At 26.6% G+C, this 1,634-nt stretch carries 1 protein-coding gene; it reads left to right on the forward strand.

What is annotated here, in order from left to right:
• Positions 1–128: 128 nt before the first annotated feature.
• On the forward strand, positions 129–1,634 hold a 1,506-nt coding region (locus B6S12_RS11250), incomplete at its 3' end, for an O-fucosyltransferase family protein (RefSeq protein ID WP_484083247.1).

The raw sequence follows: 1,634 nt of genomic DNA on the forward strand, positions 1-1,634 counted from the left end.
AGAAAATATTTTGATTCATTTAAGCAGTGGCATGCAAATCTTCAAGAGAACTTTTATTTGGAATTTCCATTGAAGAAAAGATATTTTGAGGTTCCTGAGGAAATGGAAATAAAGATTAAAGGATGGAAATGAAAAAAATAATTGCTATGAATACTGATGGTTTTGGGGCGAGGTTTGCTGCAATAATTAATGCTATTAGAATATCAAGATCTATGAATTTAGATTTTTGTTTTACTTGGAGTTCAAGAGGTGGAAACAATGATTTGTTTCATACAGTGGAAGATAAGGAAGAAATTTTTAACCAATCTTTTATAGAAAAGTATTGTTTGGACAATATTAATGGTAATCAAGTTGGTAAATTTAGAGATTACTTTACTAATAAAGAAAAATTTGATTATTTTCGCTCTCACTCTACGATGCCATTTTTTAATTCAGCTTTAACAGAGTTTAATTTTGATTTTAATAAAGAGTTGTTTTATAAAAGTGATATACTTGACTTTATAGGCTTTACTCCAAAATATAGACAAATTATTGAAGATGTAGAAAAAGCTCGAAAAAAAATAGAAGGATATGCAGTAGCAGTTCATATGAGAGGTGGTGATGTTATATTGAAGGAGAAATATAATTCCAGAGTAGGCTTGGTAATAAAAATATTACCCATCAATGTTGCAATATTTTTATATATACAGAAAAATGCTAAATATTTATTTTTTATTCAGGATGAGTGTGTTCAAAGTTTTTTAAAAGAAAAATATGATATTAGTAGCTCTTCAGATTTTTATCCAAAAAATAAAATATATGACCGTTATGAGCAAGCTTTTTTTGATATGATTTTAATGTCTAAATGTGATAAAATTATTGCTCCTTATAGTGGATTTTCAATATCAGCTTCTTATTTGTCAGGAAAAGATATCATATCATATAGGAATATATTGACGAATAATCAGATAGTGGATATTATTAGAAACGGCTTTAATAAAGAATGTTTATGTAATAATATGCCAAGTGAATATGTCTCTTATGAGATATTAACATTGTTATTTTATGGCAAGAATATTTTATCTCGAGAAGAGTATTTGTATTGGTGTGATGAGGGTTATCGAAATAATTCAAAAAATTCTATTTTTGTTTTATTGAAGATTTTTTGTTTGCTTTACTATGGCATGTTTGAAGAAGCTAAAGATGTAGTAATTAGGGAGTGTTTTTTAGATGAGCATAAATTTAAACAAATTTTAATGGCCATAGAAACTAATGCTTGCAGTAAGGTGTATTTTGAGAGAAATACATTTTTTTTAGAAGTTAAACAAAAGAGTATTTTTAAAAATTCCGATGAACTAGAGACTTTATTTTTTCTAATATTTTTAAAGTATGAAAATGGAACATTGACTTCTTTTGTTGAGCAATATGGTGGATTTCTATTTTTAGAGAAAGTAAGTAGGGCTAAAATATCTAAAAAAATTAAAGAGTATATTGATAGGCAATATTGTGAAAATTTTAAGAGAATTTTGGAAAAATATGCTGTTGTAAATGATAATGAGAAGCTTGTATTTTATTTAGAATACGGAACTGCCAAAGCAAGAATCCAAAACCAATTATCCTATAAAATAGGACAAGCTTTAATAGCAAATTCTAAA

This window comes from Helicobacter valdiviensis (genome assembly GCF_003245365.1).
GTDB lineage: Bacteria > Campylobacterota > Campylobacteria > Campylobacterales > Helicobacteraceae > Helicobacter_D > Helicobacter_D valdiviensis.